The following is a 16,441-nucleotide window of genomic DNA, read 5'->3' as shown; positions in this document are numbered from 1 at the left end:
CTTCCCCCTTACGCCTTTTCGACCTTCACCAGGAACGACTTGAATTCCGGTGTGTACGAGTTGCCGTCGCCCACGGACGGAGTCAGGGTATTGGCGAGATAGCCGGGCTTCGTCAGTCCCTTGAAGCCCCAGTGCAACGGGATGCCGACGGTCTGGACCTTCTTGCCTTCGATCGTCAGCGGCTTGATCCGCTTCGTGACGAGCGCGACCGCGACGATGTGGCCGCGCTTGGACGACACCTTCACGCGATCGCCGTGCGCGACGCCGACTTCCTTCGCGAGGTCTTCGCCGATCTCGACGAATTGCTCGGGCTGGATGATCGAGTTCAGCCGCGCATGCTTGGTCCAGTAGTGGAAATGCTCGGTCAGCCGGTACGTCGTCGCGACGTGCGGGAACTCCGACACCTTGCCGAACGACGCGCGGTCGTCCGGGAACACGCGGGCGGCCGGGTTGTTCAGCGCCTGCGGGTTGTCAGGGTGCAGCGGGTTCGCCGCGAGCGGCGTCTCGAACGGCTCGTAGTGCTCGGGAAACGGCCCTTCGTTCATGCCCGCGCGGGCGAAGAAACGCGCGACACCTTCCGGGTTCATGATGAACGGCCCCATCCCGTTTTCGGGCGATTCGTCCGCCTTGAAGTCGGGAATGTCGGCCCCCTTCCACGCGCTGCCGTTCCAGCCGATCAGCTTGCGGGTCGGGTCGAACGGCTTGCCGCTCGTGTCGCACGAGGCGCGGTTGTACAGGATCCGCCGGTTGGCCGGCCAGGCCCACGCCCAGTTCAGCGTCTGGCCGATGCCGGTCGGGTCCGAGTTGTCACGCCGCCCCATCTGGTTGCCGGCCTGCGTCCACGCGCCGCAGAAGATCCAGCAGCCGCTCGCGGTCGTGCCGTCGTCCTTCAGCTGGGCGAACGCGGCGAGCTGCTCGCCCTTCTTCACAACGGTCTTGGTCGGATCCTTGGGATCGGGCAGATCGGCGAGCGCGCGACCGTTGTACTCCATCGCGAGTTCTTCGGGCGTCGGGCTTTCCGGGTTCGCGTACGGCCAGGTCAGGTTGACGATCGGATCCGGATACTTGCCGCCGTCCGTCTGGTACATCTTGCGCATGCGCAGGAACAGCCCCGACATGATCTCGAGGTCGCTCTTCGCCTCGCCCGGCGGCTCCGCGCCCTTCCAGTGCCATTGCAGCACGCGGCTCGAACTGACGAGCGAGCCGTTTTCCTCCGCGAAGCAGGTGGTCGGCAGACGGAACACCTCGGTCTGGATCTTCGACGCATCGACGTCGTTGTAGTCGCCGTGATGCTTCCAGAACTCGGACGTCTCGGTGGCGAGCGGATCCATGATCACGAGCCACTTCAGCTTCGCGAGGCCTGCCGCCGTCTTCACTTTCGACGGCGCCGCCGCGAGCGGGTTGAAGCCCTGGCAGATGTAGCCGTTCATCTTGCCGGCATTCATCAGCTCGATCGCCTGCAGCAGGTCGTACTGCTTGTCCAGCTTCGGCAGGTAGTCGTAGCCCCAGTTGTTCTCGGCGGTCGCCGCATCGCCCCACCACGACTTCATGAAGCTGACGTGGAAGGCCTTGTAGTTCTTCCAGTAGCTCAGCTGGTTCGGCCGCAGCGGCAATTGCACGCGCTTCTTGATGTAGCCGTCGAAATCCTGCTCGGCCTGCATCGGCAGCGTCATGTAGCCCGGCAGCAGGTTCGACATCAGCCCGAGGTCGGTCAAGCCCTGGATGTTCGAGTGGCCGCGCAGCGCGTTCATCCCGCCGCCGGCGATGCCGATGTTGCCGAGCAGCAGCTGCACCATCGCGCCGGTGCGGATCATCTGCGCGCCGATCGAATGGTGGGTCCAGCCGAGCGCGTACAGCACCGTGCCGGCGCGGCCGGGAACGGCCGTCGTCGCGAGCATCTCGCACACCTTCAGGAATTTCTCCTTCGGCGTGCCGCACGTTTGCTGGACCATGTCCGGCGTATAGCGCGCGTAGTGCTGCTTCAGCAGGTTGACCACGCAGCGCGGATGCTGCAGCGTCGGGTCGACCTTCACGAAGCCGTCGTCGCCGCGCTCGTAGTCCCAGCTCGATTTGTCCGGATACGCGTGCTTCTCGGCGTCGTAGCCGGAATAGATGCCGTCGTTGAACGCGAAATCCTCGCGCACGATGAACGAGAAGTCCGTGTAGTTCTTCACGTACTCATGCTGGATCTTGTCGTTCGTCAGCAGATAGTTGATGACGCCGCCCAGGAAGACGATGTCGGTGCCGGTGCGGATCGGCGCGTAGTAGTCGGCCACCGAGGCCGTACGCGTGAAGCGCGGGTCGACGACGATCAGCCGCGCCTTGCGGTGCGCCTTCGCCTCCGTTACCCACTTGAAACCGCACGGATGGGCCTCGGCTGCATTGCCGCCCATCACGAGAATCACGTCCGCGTTCTTGATGTCGACCCAATGGTTCGTCATCGCTCCACGGCCAAACGTCGGGGCAAGACCTGCCACCGTCGGGCCATGTCAGACACGCGCCTGATTGTCGAATGCGAGCATTCCCAGACTGCGGACAGTCTTGTGCGTGAGGTAGCCGACTTCGTTGCTGCCCGCCGACGCGGCCAGCATGCCGGTGGTCAGCCAGCGGTTGACCTTCGCGCCGTCTTCCGCCGTCTCGACGAAGTTGGCGTCGCGGTCGGCCTTCATCAGCTTCGCGATCCGGTCGAGCGCGTCGCCCCACGAGATCCGTTCCCACTTGTCCGAGCCCGGCGCCCGGTATTCGGGATGCGTCAGGCGGCTCGGGCTGTGGATGAAGTCGATCAGGCTCGCGCCCTTCGGGCACAGCGTGCCGCGATTGACGGGATGGTCGGGATCGCCTTCGATATGGATGATGCTCGGCTGCGCGTTCTTCGCGCCGTCACCGAGGCTGTACATCAGGATGCCGCAACCCACTGAGCAATAAGGACAGGTGTTGCGCGTTTCGACGGTGCGCGCCAGCTTGTACTGTCGGACCTCGGCAAGCGCTTCCGTCGGAGAAAAGCCCATCAGGGCAAGACTCGATCCGGCAAGCGACGTGGCCGTCACCTTCAGGAACTGGCGCCGGGACATTTGTAGCATGATGGTCTCGGCGTTTTTGTGGGGTGAGGTGAAACTGAAAGGAATTATAGACAGTTCAGGCAACTATGATCGAATCCTCGGATCAATACCGATTTGTCTGATCCACCGACGTCCCGCGTTCAACGCACAACCGAACCGTCATGAAACGACCGATCACGTCCGAAGCCACCCGTCTCGCGCAACAACAGGCCAACTGGGCACTCAACGCGTTCAAGCGCTTCTCCTCCGACCGCTGCTCGGCGATGGCCGCGAGCATCGCATTCTTCTCCGCGTTCTCGCTCGCGCCGACGCTCGTGATGGTGATCGCCGTGGCCGGCTGGTTCTACGGCGACGACGCCGCGCGCGGCCAGGTGTTCGAGCAGGCACACCAGTTGATCGGCGACGATGCGGCGGCCAGCATCCAGACGATCGTGCAGAACGCGCATCGCGCGGGCGAGCGCGGCGGCATCGCGACGCTGATCTCGTTCGCGGCGCTCGCGCTCGGCGCGTCGGCGACGTTCGCGTCGCTGAACACCGCGCTGAGCGTGATCTGGCCGAGCACGGAAAGCCGCTGGTCGAGCATGCTCGGGCTCGTGCGCGTGCGGCTGATCTCGTTCGGGCTCGTGCTCGGCGTCGCGTTCCTGCTGATCGTGTCGCTCGTGCTCGATACCGTGATCACGTTCGTCGGCACCTGGCTGCTCGGCGATTCACCGTACGTCGTGGTCACCAACCTGCTGCAGTTCTTCGTCGGCATCGCGGTGCTCGCGGGCGCGTTCGCCGCGCTGATGAAGTTCCTGCCCGATGCGCGCGTCGCATGGCACGACGCGATGATAGGCGGGATCGTGTCCGCGATCCTGTTCTCCGGCGGCAAGAAGCTGTTCGCGCTGTATCTCGCGCGTGCGGGCACGGCAAGTGCGTTCGGCGCGGCCGGATCGTTCGCGGTCCTGCTGATGTGGCTGTACTTCTCGGCGGCCGTGCTGCTGCTCGGGGCGGAATTCGCGGCCGCGCGCGGCGATGCGCATCGCCGCACCGGCAACGGTGCGGCCGTGTCCGCGCCGACGGATCGCGCCGCCGACCGTGCAAGCGACGACTGATTCCTCACTGATTCCTCACGCATTGCTTCCCGCGCGGCCGCATCGCACACGCCGCATCGTCGCCCTACGCGACTGCCTTCCTTTTCGCAACCACCCCGCCCGCCGCGCGTTGATGCGCTCGTTGCATCGGCGCGCGAGGCAAGCCGCAATGGCAAACGTTTGCACACCCCGATTTCCGTGCGCCAACCGGCCAAACTCGCCCCTCCGGTGCCGGACGCACCGCCTGTTGCAACAATCGCAGCGCAGCAATTGTCAACTATTTCAAAAAGAGGAACAGTTCTTGATGTGCTTGATATATATGAACTTTTTCTCGCTGTTACCTTTTCGAGACACTTTATTTTTTAAGCTTTCTTGCATGTATGGCACTGAGCTATTCTCCAATCCGCAACAAATAACGAATGACGAATCACTTGCGTGGAGATACTCAACGATGAAGAAACTCGCTCTCTCGACCCTCTCGCTCGCCCTGCTGGGCGCCGCTGGCGCTGCTCACGCTCAGTCGAGCGTGACGCTGTACGGTGTGATCGACACGTCGATTGCATGGGTTCACGGCAATAACGGCCAGGCCAACAACTCGTGGCAAATGCTGTCGGGCAACCTGCAAGGCAGCCGTTGGGGCCTGAAAGGCGCTGAAGACCTCGGCGGCGGCCTGAAGGCGATCTTCCAGTTGGAAAACGGTTTTGATCCGGGCACGGGCCACCTGAACCAGGGCGGTCGCATGTTCGGTCGCCAGGCATACGTCGGCCTCGAAAGCAGCCAGTACGGCACGCTGACGCTCGGCCGCCAGTACGACCCGCTGGTCGACCTGGTCCAGGCAGTCACGGCTGACAACTACTTCGGCAGCGTGATGGCAACGCCGGGCGACGTCGACAACAACGACAACTCGCTGCGCGTCAGCAACGCAATCAAGTACACGTCGCCGGTCTGGGCAGGCTTCCAGGTCGAAGGCATGTACGCACTCGGCGGCGTCGCAGGCAAGACGGGCGCAGGCCAGACGTGGTCGGTCGCAGCTGCATACAACAACGGCCCGGTCGGCGTTGCAGCAGGCTACTTCTACGCAGCCAACCCGTCGCCGACGACGGCGGTGGGCCGTGCAGGCTGGGGTTCGACGACCTCGGATAACATCATCGACGGCCCGATCAACTCGGGTTACGCAACGGCGAAATCGATCGCGATCGCGCAAGTCGCAGGCCAGTACGCGCTCGGCCCGGTGACGTTCGGCCTCGGCTACAGCAACGCACAGTACAAGCCGGATGCATTCTCGGGCTTCGGTTCGACCGAAAAGTACAACACGGGCCGCGCGTTCGTGACGTACCAGGTCACGCCGCCGCTGCTGCTGGGCCTCGGCTACTCGTACACGAAGGCAAGTGGCGACACGGACGCGAAGTACCACCAGATCGGTATCGGTGCGGACTACTCGCTGTCGAAGCGCACGGACATCTACCTGGTTGGCGCATACCAGCACGCGAGCGGCACCCAACGCGTCGACGCCACCACGACGCAAGCCGCGCAAGCGTCGATCGCTTCGTACGGCTACGCCGGCAAGAGCTCGGCCGAACTGGTCGCACTCGGCATTCGCCACAAGTTCTAAGAAGTACGTTTCCGGTGTGCATGGCGTCTTCGACGCCATGTCGCCGAACTGCAAAACCAGTCACCGGTTTCGGCCGTGGCTGGTTTTTTTTCGTCCGTTGCCGGCGCTGCCGTGGCGGGCCGCGACCGTGGCCGGAACTTGGGTACGGCAGCCGGCCGGGAGCGGCTCCTGGACCGCCTGTCGCGCGCTGGAAGCCTATCCGGAGGCATCCGGACAGCCCTCGCCATCCGACGGCCGCATACGGTCGCTCAGGCGCACGCCGCCCCGGTCGCCACCGCGCTGACCACCTCGTGTCCCCCTGACGCGCGACAACGGGATCGGCATCGCCACGGACACATGTCCGTCCACCCTGCCGATTTCGATACCGTGCCGCGAAGCACTATGCTTCGACGTGTCGATTTCGACGACCTTCGTTCGTCGTATCGATGGCGGCACACGGATTGCCCCGTTCCTCACCGACACCCGACAGGAGACGCTCCATGACGATTCAGAAGATCACGCCGTTCCTCTGGTACTCGACGGAAGCCGAAGAAGCCGCGGCCTTCTATGCGGGCATTTTCCCGAACTCGCGCGTCGTGCGCGTCACGGCGGTGTCCGGCACCAGCGGCACCCGGATGGTCGAGTTCGAGCTGTTCGGGCAACCGTTCATCGCGATGAGCCACCCGCGCACCGAGACGTTCAACCACGCGATCTCGCTGATGATCAGTTGCGTCGACCAGGCGGAACTCGACCGCTACTGGAGCGCGCTGCTCGACAACGGTGGCACGGCTGACGGCTGCGGCTGGCTGCGGGACCGCTTCGGTGTCTCGTGGCAGATCGTGCCCGACGCACTGATCCCGATGATGGCCGACCGCGACGCGGTCAAGGCGGCGCGTGTGGCCGCGGCCATGATGCAGATGACGAAGTTCGACGTCGCCGCGCTGGAAGCCGCATACGCAGGCACGGCGGGCTGACGAAGCGACGGGCGCCACACGCCCTTCGCCGGGCATCGGCGCATTGCGTGACGCGCAGTCGGCGCATGACCGCGTTCATCGACGGGATTGCATCGCGCCGCGACGCAATCGCGGACAACGACCGTTCGCACCTTCATCAACAACATCGCCAGATCGTGATCGACGCACGCCGGCTCGACGATGCCCGCGTGCAGATCGCGGCGCAGCCACTCGCCGAACCGCAGCGCGCGCCGGGCCGGACGACGCCACGTCACCACGCACGACGATGGTCACTTCCAGCGCGCGCATGGGTGCCACGCTTCCCGGCGGCGCGAACACATCGAGCGATCGCCGCATTCATGACGGGCGACACCGACACCGCCGCGCGATTTGCGCAGCGCAATAAAAATCCCCGCACGCTTTCGCGTACGGGGATCGTCGGACATCGCAACGGCCACCGACATGCATTCGGCGGCCGTTAGGCGGCATTACGCAGCCGCGTCCTTCAGCTTCTTCAGCGCACGTGCCTTCACGCGCACGCTGGCCGGCTTTGCCGGGAACCAGCGCTCTTCGCCCGTGAACGGATCCTTGCCGAAGCGCTTCTTCTTCGCCGGCACGACTTGCGCCGTGATCTTCAGCAGACCCGGCAGCGTGAACTCGCCTGCGCCCTTCTTGTGAACCGAGCCCAGCACGACGTTCTCGAGTGCGACGAGCACTGCCTTGACCGCCTTCACTTCGACAGCTGCGCGCTCAGCGATGTGCGTTGCGAGCGATGCCTTCGTGAACTTGTCCTTCAGCGGCGTCGGAGCGGCCGGTGCTGCCTTTGCGACAGCCTTCTTGGCCACTACTTTCTTCGCGGGCGCAGCCTTTTTGGCAGCCACTTTCTTGGTGGCCGGTGCGGCAGCCTTCTTGGCCACCTTTTTTGCGGAAGTCGCCATGTTTCTCCTACCAGGTGTGGTCGTTGGATACACGAAGCGTGCAACGCGCGCGCTTCAACGCCGGATTCTACAAGCGCCGTGACGCTTCGTGCAGTACTTTTATGCGTTTTCGCGGGGTTTCCCGCAGGTTTTGTTGCGCGCGACCGACTTCGTCGACGCTCGAGGGTCTGTTTTCGCATGGAACGTACATGCGAAAACAGACCCTCGCATCGAAAAGCGCCTTCACGTATACGTCGAAACGCGTCCGCACACGAATTACGTTCGATATTTGCGCACCTATACTGACCTCGCTCAGTGCCCCGGATGCCTTCATGCGCGAAGTCAGATACGTCAAAGGACTCGACGGCCTGCGAGCCCTCGCCGTCATCCTCGTTTTCCTGTCCCACAAGGGCCACGTCCTCGCTGTCGACGTGGGCAAGCTCGGTGTGTGGACGTTTTTCCTCATCAGCGGATTCCTGATCGTCGGCGAACTGCATCGCAATCGTCAGGCGATCGAGTGCAGCACCATGACGCGCCGCCATGCGCTGGCGCTGTTCCTCGCGAAGCGCGCGCTGCGGATCTTTCCCGTCTACTACCTGCTGCTCGCCTCGCTCGCGATCGCGCACGCGCTGTTCTACCAGCGCGGCGTCAATCTCGGGCTCGCGTGGCACGCCACGTTCCTGTCGAATTACTGGATCGGCGTCGTCAAGGACGGCTGGCCGGGCTCCACGTCGCACTTCTGGAGCCTCGCGGTTGAGCAGCAGTTCTATCTGATTGCGCCACTCACGCTGCTCGCGGTGCCGGCCGCGCGCCACATCGCGCTCGGCGTTGCAGCCGTCGCGCTGTGCGCGCTCGCGCATCTCGCGCTCTACGCGGTCGGCGCATCGCCGGTGCTGATCTACGCGTTTTCCCCTTGGAATTTCGCGCTGATCGCACTCGGCGGCGTCGGTGCGATGGCGCTCGCCGATCGCGGCCCGGACGTCGTCCGCCGCATTCCGCCCGGCTGGCTCGGCGCCGCCGGTGTCGTGTTCTTCCTCGCGCTGCCCGCGTTCACGACGCTGCCGGACATCGCAACGGGGCTCGCGGATCTCGGCCTGGCCGCATCGCTCGGCTCGCTGATGCTGTGGATCGTCACCGAACCCGACCATCCGGCCGTGGCACTGCTCGACTGGGCGCCGCTCGTCTATCTCGGCACGATCAGCTACGGCTTCTACCTGTTCCACAACCTGATTCCGGCACGTTTCGGCGAGATGCCCGCGCTGTTCGCGCACGCGCCGATGCCCGGCATCGTCCGGGCAGTGCTGCCGGAACTGCTGCAGTTCGCGCTCGCCGTGCTGCTCGCGCATCTGTCGTGGCGCTATCTGGAAAGGCGTCTGCTCGAGTTCAAGAAGCCGATCGCCGCGATGCTGGCCCGGTACTTCGTCGCGCGGCCGAGCACATCGCCGCACTGAGCAGGGCGCCGGGACGGACGCGACGCGTGCCGCCGCGGCGTCCTGCATCCCACGCACCGCGCGACGCGCACTCGACCCGGCATCGCCACCTGACGGCACACCGGAATCGGCGCGCACGCACCCGGTCGAATCCGCCCGGATTCGGCACCGCCGATCACCCGCCGCTCAACGCTTGCGCGTCGCCCGCACGCAAAAAAGCCCCGGCGCACAAGGCAGCCGGGGCCAACGGAACAACCACCACCTGAAACAACGGAGCAGCGCAGCTGCTTATGCGACAGCAGCCAGCGCGGGCAGACAGGTACGCAGGTACGCCTCGAATTCGCGGCTCACTTCCGGGTGCTGGAGCGCGAGCTCGACGGTCGCCTTGAGATAGCCGATCTTGCTGCCGCAATCGAAACGCGTGCCGTAGTAGCGATACGCGAGCACCTGTTCGTTCGCGAGCAGCGACTGGACGGCGTCGGTGAGCTGCAGCTCGCCGCCGGCACCCGGCTTGAGCTTGCGCAGGTGATCGAAGATCGTCGGCATGAACACGTAGCGGCCGACCACGCCGAGGTTCGACGGCGCGTCCTCCGGCGCCGGCTTCTCGATGATGCCCGACAGCTTGATGATGTCCTCTTCCCACTCGCGGCCCTCGATGACGCCGTACGAGCGGCTGTCCTCGCGCGGAATCGTCTCGACCCCGATCACCGAGCTGTGATAGTGGTCGAACACGTCGACGAGCTGCTTGAGCACCGGCTGTTCGCCGTGCAGCAGGTCGTCGGCGAGAATCACCGCGAACGGCTCGCCGTGCACGAGCTTCTCCGCGCACAGCACCGCATGGCCGAGGCCGAGCGCTTCCGGCTGGCGCACGTAGAAGCAGTTCACGTGGCTCGGCTTGATGCCGCGCACGAGTTCGAGCAGCTTTTCCTTGCCGCGCGCCTCGAGTTCGGCCTCGATCTCGTACGACTTGTCGAAGTGATCCTCGATCGCGCGCTTGCTGCGCCCGGTCACGAAGATCATCTCGGTGATACCGGCGTTGATCGCTTCCTCGACCGCGTACTGGATCAGTGGCTTGTCGACGACGGGCAGCATTTCCTTCGGGCTCGCCTTCGTTGCCGGGAGGAACCGCGTGCCGAGACCGGCAACGGGGAACACGGCCTTGGTGACTTTCAACATGTTCGCATCCTGATTGCGTTGACTGCGCCGCGTCGCCCTGCGACCCGGCGCGATTGTTTTCCGAACGGCATATCGAGAACCGGCGGCACGGCCAATTCCAACTCCGCTCATTTTCGATATGGACTGATTGCCCATGCTTCCGGAAAAAAAGATAATCGACGTATTCGGTCGATATTGCCGAACCGATTGTCGAAGCAGAAACAAATTACCGATTTTCCGGATACAAATTCTTACGATTCGAATTCTTCGATATACGGGACGCCGCCCCGTTCGAGACCGGGGCGAATCGGCTCGTTTTTCAGCGCCTCGCGGTACGCCGACAGCACGGCCATGACCAGCAGTACTGCCGCGCTCGCGATCCAATGCATGTCCATCTTGCCGCTCCTTGCATCAATCAACTGGAAGCTTCAAGCTATCAGAAAAAAATCGGCAAATAATTGTGGCGCCTGCGAAACCGCTTTCAGACCGGAATAAAACCACGATCTGAAATACCGTGATTTCGCGGCGAGATTTTTTTATTCATTCGCTCGAATTCTTGCGCATTACGATTGGACCATCCCCTTCATCCGTCGCAAGGAATCGAATCGCATGCAAGCTTTCAGCGGATCGTCTTTGACTGCGCCGCCCGTCGCCGACCACAAGGAACACGTGATCGACGCGATGCGCGGGTTCGCGGCGCTGCTCGTCGCCTATTTCCATTGCCGCCAGGTCGTCTGGGTCGGCATGCAGACCTTCCATCACGCTTACGGCCATGCCCTGAACCCGAGCGTGATCGCCGGCTACCTGACCTTCCCGTTCGCATGGGGATCCGCCGGCGTGCCGATCTTCTTCGTGATCAGCGGCTACTGCATCCACCGCAACGCGGCGCTCAAGCTCGCGGCCAACCCTGCGTACCGGCTCGATGCGCCGAACTTCTGGGCGCGCCGCTTCGCGCGCATCTACCCGGTGCTGCTCGCCGCGCTGCTGTTCACGTTCGCGATGGACGCGGTCAGCCTGCAGATCGCGCCGGTCAGCCACAAGATCCGCGACGTCGGCCTCACCGCGTTCCTCGTGAACCTGTTCTCGCTGCAAGGCGTCGCCGGCTACACGTACGGGTCGAACGGCGCGCTGTGGACGCTGTCGCTCGAAGTGCAGTTCTACGCGATCTACCCGCTGCTGTTCGCGCTGCGCCGGCGCATCGGCATGCCGGCCATCGTGGCGGCCGTCGCGCTCATCAACGTCGCGTCGGCATGGCTGCTCGAACGGCACGACCTGCAGTTCTTCACGTCGTACTGGCTGTCCTGGACGGTCGGCGCGTGGATCGCCGACGTGCGCGCGCAGCCGGCGCGCGGCACGGCCGCCGTGCCGTCGCGCGCGTGGTACCTCGCGGCCGCCGCGCTGCTGGCCGCGGGTTGCGGCGCGTTCCATTTCGGCCAGTACAGCGCGTTCCAGCTGTGGGCGGCCGGCTTCGCGTGCTTCCTGTACCGCGCGCTCGCCTGCCCGCCGCGCCCGACGCCGCTGCTGCGCGTGCTCGGCTGGTTCGGCGACTTCAGCTACTCGCTGTACCTGATCCACCTGCCGCTGTTCGTCTGTCTCGGCTCGGTGCTGTTCCACTCCGAACTGCAACTGTCGATCTGGCCGTCGATCGCGTTCATGGCCGCCGCGATTCCGGTCGCCTACGTGTTCTACCGGCTGTTCGAACGCCCCGCGATGATGTGGTCGGCCAGCCTGAAGCCGACCCGCGCCGCCCGCGTCGTCGCACCGGCACCCGAACGGGCTGCCTGAGCGCGCCGCTTCGGCACTCCCGGCCCCCGGTGCAGCGTCAGGCTGCGCGGGGGTTTCTCTTGAGCGGGACGGACGCGAGAATGCATGTGCGTGGCCGCGCCTGGCGGGTACGACGCACCGACGGACGCAAGGCCCGCGTAACGACCGCCTGGGCGGCTGCGCGACCGCCGCGCCGCCTTCCCCTCATTCGAGCCATGGCATGGCCATACGGCGCCGCTCCTGGGGCCCCGCGAAGCGATTCCGATCCAGGCGGCGGCCGGGTTCGCGCGCGCTGCAACGCATCGGTCCGCTCCGCCTCCCGACCGCATCGTCGTTGCAAACCCCTGCCTGCGACTCGGGCCCGCCCCGGGTTCCGCCATTCACGCTCACGCGATCGCTCGCCTTCGCGCGGGTGACCGATTCGTAACGTGCAGTGCGCCTGGCGCGCGACAGGCCCGAGCCCGCGCCAAAACGCAACGCCCTCATGCAGCGCAACGCCGCATGAGGGCCGGTTTTCGACGGTTCGCGACGCCACGCTTCGCGTGCCGCCGCCTGCCACTGCCTAGCGCTTCTTCGCCTTCGCGGCCTTCGCCGTATCCGCGAGGATCTTCTCGACCCGCGCCACATAGGTTTCGGTGCCGAACCGGCGCACCGCGGTCGCCCGCCCGCTCACGACGAGCCGCTCGCGCAGCACGGCGTCATGCTGCAGCCTGCCCAGCGCACCGGCCAGCGCGGCTGCGTCGCCCGGCTCGCAGAGCAGCCCGTTTTCGCCGTCCTCGATGATCTCGACGACCCCGCCCGCGCGGGCCGCGACCACCGGCCGCCGCGCGAGCATGCCCTCCACGATCACGCGCCCGAACGGCTCCGGCGTGATCGACGTATGCGCGACCACGTCGACCGCCTTCATGCACGCGGCCACGTCGCGCTGGAAGCCGAGGAAATGCACGCGGCCGTCCATCCCGTGACGCGCGACGATCTCGTGCAGCTGCGCCGCGTATTCGTCCTCGCCGAACAACGGCGCGCCGACCAGCACCACGTGCATGTCGGGATGGCGTGCCGCGGCCTCCAGCAGCAGATGCTGTCCTTTCCAGTGCGCGAGGCGGCTGAACGAGCCGACCAGCCATGCGTGCCCGGGCAGCCCGAAGCGCGCCCGCAGCGCGGCCTGGCTGGCATTGTCGAGCGCGTCGAACGGTTCGGCCGAAATGCCGTTGAACACGACGTCGACGTGCTGCGGCGTGAAGCCCGTCAGCGCGCGGAATGCCTGCGCCGATGCATCCGAGTTCGCGATCACGCGCGTGACGCCGAACCGCGCGCAGTACTTGATCGCCGTCAGCTGCTTGCTGCCGAAATGGTCGCCGCTGACGATGTCGCGCAGGTGCCAGACCACCGGCTTGCGCGCGAGCCGCCCGGCCAGCGCCGCGACCACCATCGCGCGCTGCGTGTTCGCGTAGATCACCTCGGCGCGGCGTGCGCGCCGTGCAACGTCGCGCACCATGCCGACCAGCCGCTTCACCGCACCGGCCGACACGCCACCCTGCTTGCGCACCCCGGCGAGCGCGCCCTGGTCGAGCACGTCGACGCGTGCGCCGATCTCGTCGAGCGCCGCGCGGAACGGGCCGTCGTCGAACAGCAGCACGTCGGCGTTCGCGCGCATGTGCTTCATGATCTCCAGCAGCGACAGCTCCGCGCCGCCGAGCACGCCGCTCTGGTCCAGCACGAGCGTCGCCGGGCCGCGCGCGGCCGGCATTGGCGTGACGGCCGTGCCGCGCTGCGCGGTCGAGCCGGGCAGCGCCGCCTCCACATAGTCGAGAAAGCGCTGCCGGAACGTGTCGGCGGAGAATCGCTCCGCATTCGCGCGGCATGCGTGCGGTGTGAAGCGTTGCGGCGCACGCTCGAAATTGTCGACCGCCGCGACGATCGCGTGCGGCGTCTGTTCATCGAAGAACAGCCCGGTCGGATTCGCGTTCGAGCGCGGCTCGAGCACGGTCTCGAGCGCGCCGCCCTTGCCATACGCGATCACGGGCGTGCCGCACGCCTGCGCCTCGACCACCGAAATCCCGAAATCCTCCTCGGCCGCGAACACGAACGCCTTCGCGCGCCGCATCCGGTCGTGCAGCACCGCGAACGGCTGGTAGCCCATGATCTCGACGTTCGGGCCGGCCTTCGCGCGGATCTTCTGCATCTCCGGGCCGTCGCCGATCACGACGAGCTTGCGCTCCGGCGTGCGCGAAAAGGCTTCGACGATCAGGTCGATCTTCTTGTACGGCACCATCCGCGACGCGGTCAGGTAGAAATCGTCCTTCACCTCGTTCAGCGAGAAGCCGTCCACGTCGACCGGCGGGAAGATCACCGCCGCGTCGCGGTGATACACCTTGCGGATGCGTCGCGCGATGAACGCGGAGTTCGCGACGAAGCCGTCCACCGCATTCGCGGTGCGCGTGTCCCAGTTGCGGATGTAGTGCAGGATCATCCGCGCGAGCAGCGACTTCGGCCCGTGCGTCAGGTTCGACTGTTCCAGATACTGGTGCTGCAGGTCCCACGCATAGCGGATCGGCGAATGCACGTAGCTGATGTGCATCTGGTCCGGCCCCGTCAGCACGCCCTTCGCGACCGCATGGCTGCTGGAGATCACGAGGTCGTAGTCCGACACGTCGAGCTGCTCGATCGCGAGCGGCATCAGCGGCAGGTAGCTGCGGTACTTGGTGCGCGCGAACGGCAGCTTCTGGATGAACGAGGTCGTCACCCGCTTGCCGCGCACGAAAGCGCGATCGTCGAGAAAATCGACGAGGCTGAACAGGTCCGCGTCGGGAAAGCACGCGACGATCTGTTCGAGCACGCGCTCGGCGCCGGCGTACGTGACGAGCCAGTCGTGGACGATCGCCACGCGCAGCGGGCGGGACGCATCGCGTGCGCCCGCCTGCCCGGCCGATTCGGCGCGGCGCCGCGCGGCGGCGCCGGCTTCGGCCACGGCACCGTCGGCCGTGGCGATGTTCAGGATGGCGTGTTCCGCCAGATCGCGATTCATATTGTTTTCCTCGCATTGAGACGGACGAACAGGTCCCGCACGAGCGCGCGCAGCCCCGGCGTCATCGTGAACGACCACGCAAGGTTCAGCACCAGCACGACCGCGCAGAGGCCGATCGACTCGCCGAGCCCCGACCATGCTTGCGCGAGAAACAGGCTCGCGAGCAGGAAGGCGAGATGGGCGAGCATGTCGAGCACGATCGCGCGCATCCGGATCGCCGACAGATAAAGCAGCACGCCGTAGTCGACCAGCGCACGGGTCGCGACGACCACCGCCGCGCCGACCAGCCCGAAGTGATGAATGCCGAACCACAGGCCACCGACGAAGAACGGCATCTCGACGAGGCCGGCGAATGCGGCGCGAGCCGGGTTGACCTGCGACTGGATCAGGATCCGCGTGACGCTCGCCTGGCCGACGAGCCACACGCTGATCACCAGCACGCGCCCGACCGGCGCGGAATGCGCGGCGAGATCGGCGCCGACCCACAGCGTGAGGAACGGCGCGAGCGCGAAGATCGCGACGATGCCGACCGGCGTGAACACGCCGTTCAGGAATTCGAGCGACTGGCGCGCGAGCGTGTCGGCGTGATCGCGGCCGACCGCCGACAGGCGCGGGAACAGCGTGCGCACCAGCGCGTTCGGCAGCATGTTCAGCCGCGTGACGAGGTTCTGCGGGACCGTGTAGTAGGTGACGAACTTCGCGCCCATGCCGGCGCCGAGCATCACGCGATCGAGCGTGTCGGCGATCATGCTCGCCGTGCTCGCGATCAGCATCCAGCCGCCGAAGTTGAACAGCCCTTTCGCGGTGCCCCACTGCGGCGGGTCGATGCGCCGGATCCCGAGCACCTTGATGCTCGCGTGACCGAGCATCACCGCCGCGATCAGCCGCGCGACGACCGCGGCCGCCAGCACCGTCTGCAGGTTCGGCGCGATCCACCACGCGGCGCCGAGCGGCAGCAGCTGGAACAGGAACGTGCCGATCGTCTGGTTCGTGTTGAACACGCCGAACCGTTCGGCACCGTTGATCGCGCCGGCGAACACCCACGACACGTTCGCGAGCGGAATCGCGAGCGCGAGCCACGGCAGCGCGAGATACACCTCGTGCTGCATCGCCGCCGACACCTTCGTGAAATACGCGGTGTAGACGAACGCGCCGAAATAGATCAGCAGGCCGCCAACGATGCCGGTGCCGAGGTTCAGCCAGAACGCGCTCCAGAACACGCGCGCGCTTTCGTCCGCGTCGCCGCTCGCGAGCGCCTTCGAGATGTGGTTCTGCGCGGCCATGCTCATCCCGAGATCGAGGATCCCGAAATAACCGATCAGCGTCCATACGAGGCTGACGACCCCGTAGCGTTCGACGCCCAGCGCGTGGATATACGCGGGTACCGTCACCAGCGACACGAAGGTCGGCAGGATCAGCCCGACGAAGTTGATCGAAACGTTCTTGAGTATGCCTTTGTCCATGCTTTTGCCCA

The 16,441-nt window shown here is 65.6% G+C and carries 11 protein-coding genes and 1 pseudogene; 5 read left to right on the top strand and 7 right to left on the bottom strand.

Annotation, left to right across the window (positions count from 1 at the left end; genetic code table 11):
- Positions 1-8 precede the first annotated feature (8 nt).
- The gene (gene fdnG, locus DIE06_RS02490) at positions 9-3,080 is read right to left on the bottom strand and encodes a formate dehydrogenase-N subunit alpha (protein ID WP_148094359.1); all 3,072 of its coding nucleotides are present in this window, start codon (positions 3,078-3,080) and stop codon (positions 9-11) included.
- Between the two features lie 140 nt (positions 3,081-3,220).
- Here fdnG and DIE06_RS02480 point away from each other — a divergent pair, with 140 nt between their 5' ends.
- The 3 genes from DIE06_RS02480 (at position 3,221) to DIE06_RS02470 (ending at position 6,697) form a co-directional block, all read left to right on the top strand.
- Positions 3,221-4,153 (top strand): YihY/virulence factor BrkB family protein, encoded by a 933-nt coding sequence (locus DIE06_RS02480; protein ID WP_124659992.1) that lies wholly within the window; start codon positions 3,221-3,223, stop codon positions 4,151-4,153.
- A 430-nt stretch (positions 4,154-4,583) separates the two neighbouring features.
- The gene (locus tag DIE06_RS02475; RefSeq protein WP_124659991.1) at positions 4,584-5,744 is read left to right on the top strand and encodes a porin; all 1,161 of its coding nucleotides are present in this window, start codon (positions 4,584-4,586) and stop codon (positions 5,742-5,744) included.
- A 479-nt stretch (positions 5,745-6,223) separates the two neighbouring features.
- Positions 6,224-6,697, top strand: coding sequence for a VOC family protein (locus tag DIE06_RS02470; protein WP_124659990.1), 474 nt, complete (start codon positions 6,224-6,226; stop codon positions 6,695-6,697).
- Positions 6,698-6,822: 125 nt separating this feature from the next.
- Here DIE06_RS02470 and DIE06_RS38825 read toward each other — a convergent pair.
- Positions 6,823-7,021: pseudogene (locus DIE06_RS38825) on the bottom strand (aminoglycoside resistance protein); the annotation flags it as partial.
- Between the two features lie 143 nt (positions 7,022-7,164).
- Entirely contained in the window at positions 7,165-7,614 is a 450-nt protein-coding gene (locus tag DIE06_RS02460; protein ID WP_011548077.1) for an HU family DNA-binding protein, read from the bottom strand.
- Between the two features lie 311 nt (positions 7,615-7,925).
- Here DIE06_RS02460 and DIE06_RS02450 point away from each other — a divergent pair, with 311 nt between their 5' ends.
- The gene (locus DIE06_RS02450) at positions 7,926-9,044 is read left to right on the top strand and encodes an acyltransferase (protein ID WP_124659988.1); all 1,119 of its coding nucleotides are present in this window, start codon (positions 7,926-7,928) and stop codon (positions 9,042-9,044) included.
- A gap of 267 nt (positions 9,045-9,311) precedes the next feature.
- On the opposite strand, the gene galU is transcribed toward DIE06_RS02450, so the two are convergent.
- Both galU and DIE06_RS38130 read right to left on the bottom strand, forming a co-directional pair.
- A complete protein-coding gene (gene galU, locus DIE06_RS02445; protein WP_124486375.1) occupies positions 9,312-10,199 on the bottom strand; it encodes a UTP--glucose-1-phosphate uridylyltransferase GalU in 888 nt (295 codons plus the stop codon).
- A 230-nt stretch (positions 10,200-10,429) separates the two neighbouring features.
- A complete protein-coding gene (locus DIE06_RS38130) occupies positions 10,430-10,573 on the bottom strand; it encodes a hypothetical protein (protein ID WP_006479318.1) in 144 nt (47 codons plus the stop codon).
- Between the two features lie 214 nt (positions 10,574-10,787).
- Here DIE06_RS38130 and DIE06_RS02440 point away from each other — a divergent pair, with 214 nt between their 5' ends.
- Entirely contained in the window at positions 10,788-11,963 is a 1,176-nt protein-coding gene (locus DIE06_RS02440) for an acyltransferase (RefSeq protein WP_124659987.1), read from the top strand.
- 541 nt (positions 11,964-12,504) lie between these two features.
- Here DIE06_RS02440 and DIE06_RS02435 read toward each other — a convergent pair.
- On the bottom strand, positions 12,505-14,967 hold the full coding sequence (locus DIE06_RS02435; RefSeq protein ID WP_185733323.1) for a glycosyltransferase family 4 protein: 2,463 nt from the start codon (positions 14,965-14,967) through the stop codon (positions 12,505-12,507).
- A complete protein-coding gene (locus DIE06_RS02430) occupies positions 14,964-16,430 on the bottom strand; it encodes a flippase (RefSeq protein WP_124659986.1) in 1,467 nt (488 codons plus the stop codon). Before DIE06_RS02430 ends, DIE06_RS02435 begins: the two co-directional genes overlap by 4 nt.
- Positions 16,431-16,441 lie beyond the last annotated feature (11 nt).

Source organism: Burkholderia sp. Bp8998 (assembly GCF_003854235.1).
Lineage (GTDB): Bacteria > Pseudomonadota > Gammaproteobacteria > Burkholderiales > Burkholderiaceae > Burkholderia.
The sequence above is the reverse complement of the archived record's forward strand: the minus strand, read 5'-3'. Positions and strand labels throughout refer to the sequence as shown.